Here is a 9862-nt window from a genome sequence, read left to right as displayed (position 1 = left end):
TCGACCGGGGTGACGCTGATGGTCAGGGTCGAAGTGACGTTGCTGCCGGAACCGTCGGTGACGGTGTAGCTCACGGTCGGCACTGTGCCGTTGTAATTGGCGGCCGGGGTGAAGGTGTAGGCGCCGTTGGCGCCGATGACCAGGCTGCCGACGTTGGCGATGGTCGCGGTCTGGCCAGCGGTGAAAGTGCCAGCAACACCGTCGATGGTGAAATTGACCACGCTGACCGGGCCATCGACGCTCGAGGTGCCGGTCAACACACTGCCGGTGACGGCGGTGTCTTCGGCGGTGGTCACGCTTTCGCTGAGGTCGCTAAAGCTGTCGTCGACCGGGGTGACGTCGATGTTCAGGGTCGAGGTGACATTGCTGCCGGAACCGTCGGTGACGGTGTAGCTCACGGTTGGCACCGTGCCGTTGTAGTTAGCGGCCGGGGTAAAGGTGTAAGTCCCGTTGGCGCCGATCACCAGGCTGCCGACATTGGCGATGGTCGCCGTGCTGCCAGCGGCGTAGGTGGTTTCACCGATGGTGAAGTTGACCACGCTGACCGGGCCGTCGACGCTCGAGGTGCCGGTCAACACACTGCCGGTCAAGGCGGTGTCTTCCAGGGTCGAGACGGTTTCGTTGGCGTCGGTAAAGTTGTCGTCGACCGGCGTGACGTTGATGTTCAGGGTCGAGGTGACATTGCTGCCGGAGCCGTCGGTGACGGTGTAGCTCACCGTCGGCACGCTGCCGTTGTAATTGGCGGCCGGGGTGAAGGTATAAGCGCCGTTCGCCGCGATCACCAGGCTGCCGACGTTGGCGATGGTCGCGGTCTGGCCAGCGGTGAAAGTGCCAGCAACACCGTCGATGGTGAAATTGACCACGCTGACCGGGCCGTCAACGCTCGAAGTGCCACTGAGGACGCTGCCGGTGACGGCGGTGTCTTCAGCGGTGCTCACGCTTTCGCTGATGTCGGTGAAGCTGTCATCGACCGGCGTGACGTTGATGTTCAGGGTCGAAGTGACATTGCTGCCGGAACCGTCGGTGACGGTGTAGCTCACGGTCGGCACGCTGCCGTTGTAGTTGGCGGCCGGGGTGAAGGTGTAGGCGCCGTTGGCCGCGATCACCAGGCTGCCGACGTTGGCGATGGTCGCCGTGCTGCCGGCGGCGTAGGTGGTTTCACCAATGGTGAAATTGACCACGCTGACCGGGCCGTCAACGCTGCTCGTACCGGTGAGGACACTGCCAGTCACGGCGGTGTCTTCCAGGGTCGAGACGATTTCGTTGGCGTCGCTAAAGCTGTCGTCGACCGGGGTGACGCTGATGTTCAGCGCCGAGGTGACATTGCTGCCGGAACCGTCGGTGACGGTGTAGCTCACGGTCGGCACGCTGCCGTTGTAGTTGGCGGCCGGGGTGAAGGTGTAGGCGCCGTTTGCCGCGATCACCAGGCTGCCGACGTTGGCAATGGTCGCGGTCTGGCCAGCGGTGAAAGTGCCACTAACACCGTCGATGGTGAAGTTAACCACGCTGACTGGCCCGTCGACGCTCGAGGTACCGGTGAGGACGCTGCCGGTGACGGCGGTGTCTTCGGCGGTGGTCACGCTTTCGCTGAGGTCGGTGAAGCTGTCATCGACCGGGGTGACGCTGATGGTCAGGGTCGAAGTGACATTGCTGCCCGAGCCGTCGGTGACGGTGTAGCTGACCGTCGGCACGCTGCCGTTGTAATTTTCGGCAGGGGTGAAGGTATAAGTGCCGTTCGCCGCGATCACCAGGGTGCCGACGTTAGCGATGGTCGCGGTTTGGCCAGCGGTGAAAGTGCCAGCAACACCGTCGATGGTGAAGTTAACCACGCTGACTGGCCCGTCGACGCTCGAGGTACCGGTCAACACACTGCCGGTGACGGCGGTGTCTTCGGCGGTGGTCACGCTTTCGCTGAGGTCGCTAAAGCTGTCGTCGACCGGGGTGACGTCGATGTTCAGGGTCGAGGTGACATTGCTGCCGGAACCGTCGGTGACGGTGTAGCTCACGGTTGGCACCGTGCCGTTGTAGTTAGCGGCCGGGGTAAAGGTGTAAGTCCCGTTGGCGCCGATCACCAGGCTGCCGACATTGGCGATGGTCGCCGTGCTGCCAGCGGCGTAGGTGGTTTCACCGATGGTGAAATTAACCACGCTGACCGGACCGTCAACGCTCGAGGTGCCGGTCAACACACTGCCGGTGACGGCAGTGTCTTCGGCGGTGGTCACGGTTTCGCTGAGGTCGGTGAAGCTGTCATCGACCGGGGTGACGCTGATGTTCAGGGTCGAGGTGACATTGCTGCCGGAGCCGTCGGTGACGGTGTAGCTCACGGTCGGCACGCTGCCGTTGTAATTTTCGGCAGGGGTGAAGGTATAAGCGCCGTTGGCGCCGATCACAAGGGTGCCGACGTTGGTGATGGTCGCCGTGCTGCCGGCGGCGTAGGTGGTTTCACCAATGGTGAAGTTAACCACGCTGACCGGGCCGTCAACGCTCGAGGTGCCACTGAGGACGCTGCCGGTGACGGCGGTGTCTTCGGCGGTGCTCACGCTTTCGCTGATGTCGCTAAAGCTGTCATCGACCGGCGTGACGCTGATGGTCAGGGTCGAGGTGACGTTGCTGCCCGAACCGTCGGTGACGGTGTAGCTCACGGTCGGCACGCTGCCGTTGTAGTTGGCGACCGGGGTGAAGGTGTAGGCGCCGTTGGCGCCGATCACCAGGGTGCCGACGTTGGCGATGGTTGCGGTTTCACCGGCTTGGTACTGGGTGCCGCCAACCGTGAAATTAACCACGCTGACTGGCCCGTCGACGCTCGAGGTACCGGTGAGGACGCTGCCGGTGACGGCGGTGTCTTCGGCGGTGCTCACGGTTTCGCTGAGGTCGGTGAAGCTGTCATCGACCGGGGTGACGCTGATGGTCAGGGTCGAGGTGACATTGCTGCCCGAGCCGTCGGTGACGGTGTAGCTGACGGTCGGCACGCTGCCGTTGTAGTTGGCGACCGGGGTGAAGGTGTAGGCGCCGTTGGCGCCGATCACCAGGGTGCCGACGTTGGCGATGGTTGCGGTTTCACCGGCTTGGTACTGGGTGCCGCCAACCGTGAAATTAACCACGCTGACTGGCCCGTCGACGCTCGAGGTACCGGTGAGGACGCTGCCGGTGACGGCGGTGTCTTCGGCGGTGCTCACGGTTTCGCTGAGGTCGGTGAAGCTGTCATCGACCGGGGTGACGTTGATGGTCAGGGTCGAGGTGACATTGCTGCCCGAGCCGTCGGTGACGGTGTAGCTCACGGTCGGCACGCTGCCGTTGTAGTTGGCGACCGGGGTGAAGGTGTAGGCGCCGTTGGCGCCGATCACCAGGGTGCCGACGTTGGCGATGGTTGCGGTTTCACCGGCTTGGTACTGGGTGCCGCCAACCGTGAAATTAACCACGCTGACCGGGCCGTCGACGCTGCTCGTGCCGGTGAGGACGCTGCCGGTCACGGCGGTGTCTTCGGCGGTGCTCACGCTTTCGCTGATGTCGGTGAAGCTGTCATCGACCGGGGTGACGCTGATGGTCAGGGTCGAGGTGACGTTGCTGCCCGAACCGTCGGTGACGGTGTAGCTCACGGTCGGCACGTTGCCGTTGTAATTGGCGGCCGGCGTAAAGGTGTAAGCGCCGTTGGCGCCGATCACCAGGGTGCCGACGTTGGCGATGGTCGCCGTGCTGCCGGCGGCGTAGGTGGTTTCACCGATGGTGAAGTTAACCACGCTGACCGGCCCGTCGACGCTCGAGGTGCCGGTCAACACGCTGCCGGTGACGGCGGTGTCTTCGGCGGTGGTCACGCTTTCGCTGAGGTCGGTGAAGCTGTCATCGACCGGGGTGACGCTGATGGTCAGGGTCGAGGTGACGTTGCTGCCGGAGCCGTCGGTGACGGTGTAGCTCACCGTCGGCACGCTGCCGTTGTAATTTTCGGCAGGGGTGAAGGTATAAGCGCCGTTGGCGCCGATCACAAGGGTGCCGACGTTGGTGATGGTCGCCGTGCTGCCGGCGGCGTAGGTGGTTTCACCAATGGTGAAGTTAACCACGCTGACCGGGCCGTCAACGCTCGAGGTGCCACTGAGGACGCTGCCGGTGACGGCGGTGTCTTCGGCGGTGCTCACGCTTTCGCTGAGGTCGGTGAAGCTGTCATCGACCGGGGTGACGTTGATGGTCAGGGTTGAGGTGACATTGCTGCCGGAACCGTCGGTGACGGTGTAGCTCACGGTTGGCACGCTGCCGTTGTAATTCTCGACCGGGGTGAAGGTGTAAGCGCCGTTGGCGCCGATCACCAGGCTGCCGACATTGGCGATGGTCGCCGTGCTGCCAGCGGCGTAGGTGGTTTCACCAATGGTGAAGTTAACCACGCTGACCGGGCCATCGACGCTCGAGGTGCCGGTCAACACACTGCCGGTCACGGCAGTGTCTTCGGCGGTGCTCACGCTTTCGCTGATGTCGGTGAAGTTGTCATCGACCGGCGTGACGCTGATGGTCAGGGTCGAGGTGACGTTGCTGCCGGAACCGTCGGTGACGGTGTAGCTCACGGTCGGCACGCTGCCGTTGTAATTGGCGTCCGGGGTGAAGGTGTAAGTCCCGTTGGCGCCGATCACCAAGGTACCGACGTTGGCGATGGTCGCGGTCTGGCCAGCGGTGAAAGTGCCAGCAACACCATCGATGGTGAAGTTCACCACGCTGACCGGACCGTCGACGCTGCTCGTACCAGTGAGGACGCTGCCGGTCACGGCGGTGTCTTCGTTGGTGGTCACGCTTTCGCTGAGGTCGGTGAAGCTGTCATCGACCGGGGTGACGCTAATGGTCAGGGTCGAGGTGACGTTGCTGCCCGAGCCGTCGGTGACGGTGTAGCTGACGGTCGGCACGCTGCCGTTGTAGTTGGCGGCCGGGGTGAAGGTGTAGGCGCCGTTGGCCGCGATCACCAGGCTGCCGACGTTGGCGATGGTCGCGGTGCTGCCGGCGGCGTAGGTGGTTTCACCGATGGTGAAATTGACCACGCTGACCGGGCCGTCAACGCTGCTCGTACCGGTGAGGACACTGCCAGTCACGGCGGTGTCTTCCAGGGTCGAGACGATTTCGTTGGCGTCGCTAAAGCTGTCGTCGACCGGGGTGACGCTGATGTTCAGGGCCGAGGTGACGTTGCTGCCCGAGCCGTCGGTGACGGTGTAGCTCACGGTCGGCACGCTGCCGTTGTAGTTGGCGGCCGGGGTGAAGGTGTAGGCGCCGTTTGCCGCGATCACCAGGCTGCCGACGTTGGCAATGGTCGCGGTCTGGCCAGCGGTGAAAGTGCCACTAACACCGTCGATGGTGAAGTTAACCACGCTGACCGGGCCGTCGACGCTGCTCGTGCCGGTGAGGACGCTGCCGGTCACGGCGGTGTCTTCGTTGGTGCTCACGCTTTCGCTGAGGTCGCTGAAGTTGTCATCGACCGGGGTGACGCTGATGGTCAGGGTCGAGGTGACGTTGCTGCCCGAGCCGTCGGTGACGGTATAGCTGACCGTCGGCACGTTGCCGTTGTAATTGGCGGCCGGGGTAAAGGTGTAAGCGCCGTTGGCGCCGATCACCAGGGTGCCGACGTTAGCGATGGTGGCCGTGCTGCCAGCGGCGTAGGTGGTTTCACCGATGGTGAAATTGACCACGCTGACCGGGCCGTCAACGCTCGAGGTGCCACTGAGGACGCTGCCGGTGACGGCGGTGTCTTCGGCGGTGCTCACGCTTTCGCTGAGGTCGCTAAAGCTGTCATCGACCGGCGTGACGCTGATGGTCAGGGTCGAGGTGACGTTGCTGCCGGAACCGTCGGTGACGGTGTAGCTGACCGTCGGCACGCTGCCGTTGTAATTTTCGGCAGGGGTGAAGGTATAAGTGCCGTTCGCCGCGATCACCAGGGTGCCGACGTTAGCGATGGTCGCGGTTTGGCCAGCGGTGAAAGTGCCAGCAACACCGGCGATGGTGAAATTGACCACGCTGACCGGGCCGTCAACGCTCGAGGTGCCACTGAGGACGCTGCCGGTGACGGCGGTGTCTTCGGCGGTGCTCACGGTTTCGCTGAGGTCGGTGAAGCTGTCATCGACCGGGGTGACGCTGATGGTCAGGGTCGAGGTGACATTGCTGCCGGAACCGTCGGTGACGGTGTAGCTCACCGTCGGCACGCTGCCGTTGTAATTTTCGGCAGGGGTGAAGGTGTAAGCGCCGTTGGCGCCGATCACCAGGGTGCCGACGTTAGCGATGGTCGCCGTGCTGCCAGCGGCGTAGGTGGTTTCACCGATGGTGAAATTGACCACGCTGACCGGCCCATCGACGCTCGAGGTGCCGGTCAACACACTGCCGGTCAAGGCGGTGTCTTCGTTGGTGGTCACGCTTTCGCTGATGTCGGTGAAGCTGTCATCGACCGGGGTGACGCTGATGGTCAGGGTCGAAGTGACATTGCTGCCCGAGCCGTCGGTGACGGTGTAGCTCACCGTCGGCACGCTGCCGTTGTAGTTGGCGGCCGGGGTGAAGGTGTAAGCACCGTTCGCGCCGATCACCAGGCTGCCGACGTTGGCGATGGTCGCCGTGCTGCCAGCGGCGTAGGTGGTTTCACCGATGGTGAAATTGACCACGCTGACCGGGCCGTCGACGCTGCTCGTGCCGGTGAGGACACTGCCGGTGACGGCGGTGTCTTCCAGGGTCGAGACGGTTTCGTTGGCGTCGGTAAAGTTGTCATCGACCGGGGTGACGTTGATGTTCAGGGTCGAGGTGACGTTGCTGCCGGAACCGTCGGTGACGGTGTAGCTCACGGTCGGCACACTGCCGTTGTAGTTGGCGGCCGGGGTGAAGGTGTAGGCGCCGTTGGCGCCGATGACCAGGCTGCCGACGTTAGCGATGGTGGCCGTGCTGCCAGCGGCGTAGGTGGTTTCACCAATGGTGAAATTGACCACGCTGACCGGCCCATCGACGCTCGAGGTGCCGGTCAACACACTGCCGGTCACGGCGGTGTCTTCGGCGGTGGTTAGGCTTTCGCTGATGTCGGTGAAGCTGTCATCGACCGGGGTGACGCTGATGGTCAGGGTCGAGGTGACATTGCTGCCCGAACCGTCGGTGACGGTATAGCTGACCGTCGGCACGTTGCCGTTGTAATTGGCGGCCGGGGTGAAGGTATAAGCGCCGTTCGCCGCGATCACCAGGCTGCCGACGTTGGCGATGGTCGCCGTGCTGCCAGCGGCGTAGGTGGTTTCACCAATGGTGAAATTGACCACGCTGACCGGGCCATCGACGCTCGAGGTGCCGGTCAACACACTGCCGGTGACGGCGGTGTCTTCGTTGGTGCTCACGCTTTCGCTGATGTCGCTAAAGCTGTCATCGACCGGCGTGACGCTGATGGTCAGGGTCGAGGTGACGTTGCTGCCCGAGCCGTCGGTGACGGTGTAGCTGACGGTCGGCACGCTGCCGTTGTAGTTGGCGTCCGGGGTGAAGGTGTAGGTGCCGTTGGCGCCGATCACCAGGCTGCCGACGTTGGCAATGGTCGCCGTCTGGCCAGCGGTGAAAGTGCCACTAACACCGTCGATGGTGAAGTTAACCACGCTGACTGGCCCATCGACGCTCGAGGTGCCACTGAGGACGCTGCCGGTGACGGCGGTGTCTTCGGCGGTGGTCACGCTTTCGCTGAGGTCGGTGAAGCTGTCATCGACCGGGGTGACGCTGATGGTCAGGGTCGAAGTGACATTGCTGCCCGAGCCGTCGGTGACGGTGTAGCTCACGGTCGGCACTGTGCCGTTGTAATTTTCGGCCGGGGTGAAGGTATAGGTCCCGTTGGCGCCGATCACCAGGCTGCCGACGTTGGTGATGGTCGCCGTGCTGCCGGCGGCGTAGGTGGTTTCACCGATGGTGAAGTTAACCACGCTGACCGGGCCGTCAACGCTCGAGGTGCCACTGAGGACGCTGCCGGTGACGGCGGTGTCTTCGGCGGTGCTCACGCTTTCGCTGAGGTCGGTGAAGTTGTCATCGACCGGGGTGACGTTGATGGTCAGGGTCGAGGTGACATTGCTGCCGGAACCGTCGGTGACGGTGTAGCTCACCGTTGGCACGTTGCCGTTGTAATTGGCGGCCGGGGTAAAGGTGTAAGCGCCGTTGGCGCCGATCACCAGGCTGCCGACGTTGGTGATGGTCGCCGTGCTGCCGGCGGCGTAGGTGGTTTCACCGATGGTGAAGTTAACCACGCTGACCGGGCCGTCAACGCTCGAGGTGCCACTGAGGACGCTGCCGGTGACGGCGGTGTCTTCGGCGGTGCTCACGCTTTCGCTGAGGTCGGTGAAGTTGTCATCGACCGGGGTGACGTTGATGGTCAGGGTCGAGGTGACATTGCTGCCGGAACCGTCGGTGACGGTGTAGCTCACGGTCGGCACGCTGCCGTTGTAGTTGGCGTCCGGGGTGAAGGTGTAGGCGCCGTTGGCGCCGATCACCAGGCTGCCGACGTTGGCGATGGTCGCCGTGCTGCCGGCGGCGTAGGTGGTTTCACCGATGGTGAAATTGACCACGCTGACCGGGCCGTCGACGCTGCTCGTGCCGGTGAGGACACTGCCGGTCAAGGCGGTGTCTTCCAGGGTCGAGACGGTTTCGTTGGCGTCGGTAAAGTTGTCGTCGACCGGGGTGACGTTGATGGTCAAGGTCGAGGTGACATTGCTGCCCGAGCCGTCGGTGACGGTGTAGCTCACCGTCGGCACGCTGCCGTTGTAGTTGGCGTCCGGGGTGAAGGTGTAAGTCCCGTTGGTGCCAATCACCAGGGTACCGACGTTGGCAATGGTCGCGGTCTGGCCGGCGGTGAAAGTGCCAGCAACACCGTCGATGGTGAAATTGACCACGCTGACCGGGCCGTCGACGCTGCTCGTGCCGGTGAGGACACTGCCGGTCAAGGCGGTGTCTTCCAGGGTCGAGACGATTTCGTTGGCGTCGGTAAAGTTGTCGTCGACCGGGGTGACGCTGATGGTCAGGGTCGAAGTGACATTGCTGCCGGAACCGTCGGTGACGGTGTAGCTCACCGTCGGCACGCTGCCGTTGTAATTTTCGGCAGGCGTGAAGGTGTAAGTCCCGTTGGCGCCGATGACCAGGCTGCCGACGTTGGCGATGGTCGCCGTGCTGCCGGCGGCGTAGGTGGTTTCACCGATGGTGAAATTGACCACGCTGACCGGGCCGTCGACGCTCGAGGTACCGGTGAGGACGCTGCCGGTGACGGCGGTGTCTTCAGCGGTGCTCACGCTTTCGCTGATGTCGGTGAAGCTGTCATCGACCGGGGTGACGCTGATGGTCAGGGTCGAAGTGACGTTGCTGCCGGAACCGTCGGTGACGGTGTAGCTCACGGTCGGCACTGTGCCGTTGTAATTGGCGGCCGGGGTGAAGGTGTAGGCGCCGTTGGCGCCGATGACCAGGCTGCCGACGTTGGCGATGGTCGCGGTCTGGCCAGCGGTGAAAGTGCCAGCAACACCGTCGATGGTGAAATTGACCACGCTGACCGGGCCATCGACGCTCGAGGTGCCGGTCAACACACTGCCGGTGACGGCGGTGTCTTCGGCGGTGGTCACGCTTTCGCTGAGGTCGCTAAAGCTGTCGTCGACCGGGGTGACGTCGATGGTCAGGGTCGAGGTGACATTGCTGCCGGAACCGTCGGTGACGGTGTAGCTCACGGTCGGCACGCTGCCGTTGTAGTTGGCGGCCGGGGTGAAGGTGTAAGCACCGTTGGCGCCGATCACCAGGGTGCCGACGTTGGCGATGGTCGCGGTCTGGCCAGCGGTGAAAGTGCCAGCAACACCGTCGATGGTGAAATTGACCACGCTGACCGGGCCGTCAACGCTCGAAGTGCCACTGAGGACGC

The 9862-nt window shown here is 63.7% G+C and carries 1 protein-coding gene; it reads right to left on the bottom strand.

The features are described 5' to 3' along the window. Positions 1-9862, bottom strand: a 9862-nt coding sequence (locus KGA98_RS28035) for a cadherin-like domain-containing protein (protein ID WP_223504915.1), incomplete at both ends; no start/stop codon positions are given.

Source organism: Pseudomonas sp. BF-R-24 (genome assembly GCF_019947335.1).
Taxonomy (GTDB): domain Bacteria; phylum Pseudomonadota; class Gammaproteobacteria; order Pseudomonadales; family Pseudomonadaceae; genus Aquipseudomonas; species Aquipseudomonas jessenii.
Note: the sequence above shows the minus strand (reverse complement) of the source record. Positions and strands in the feature narration are given on the sequence as shown.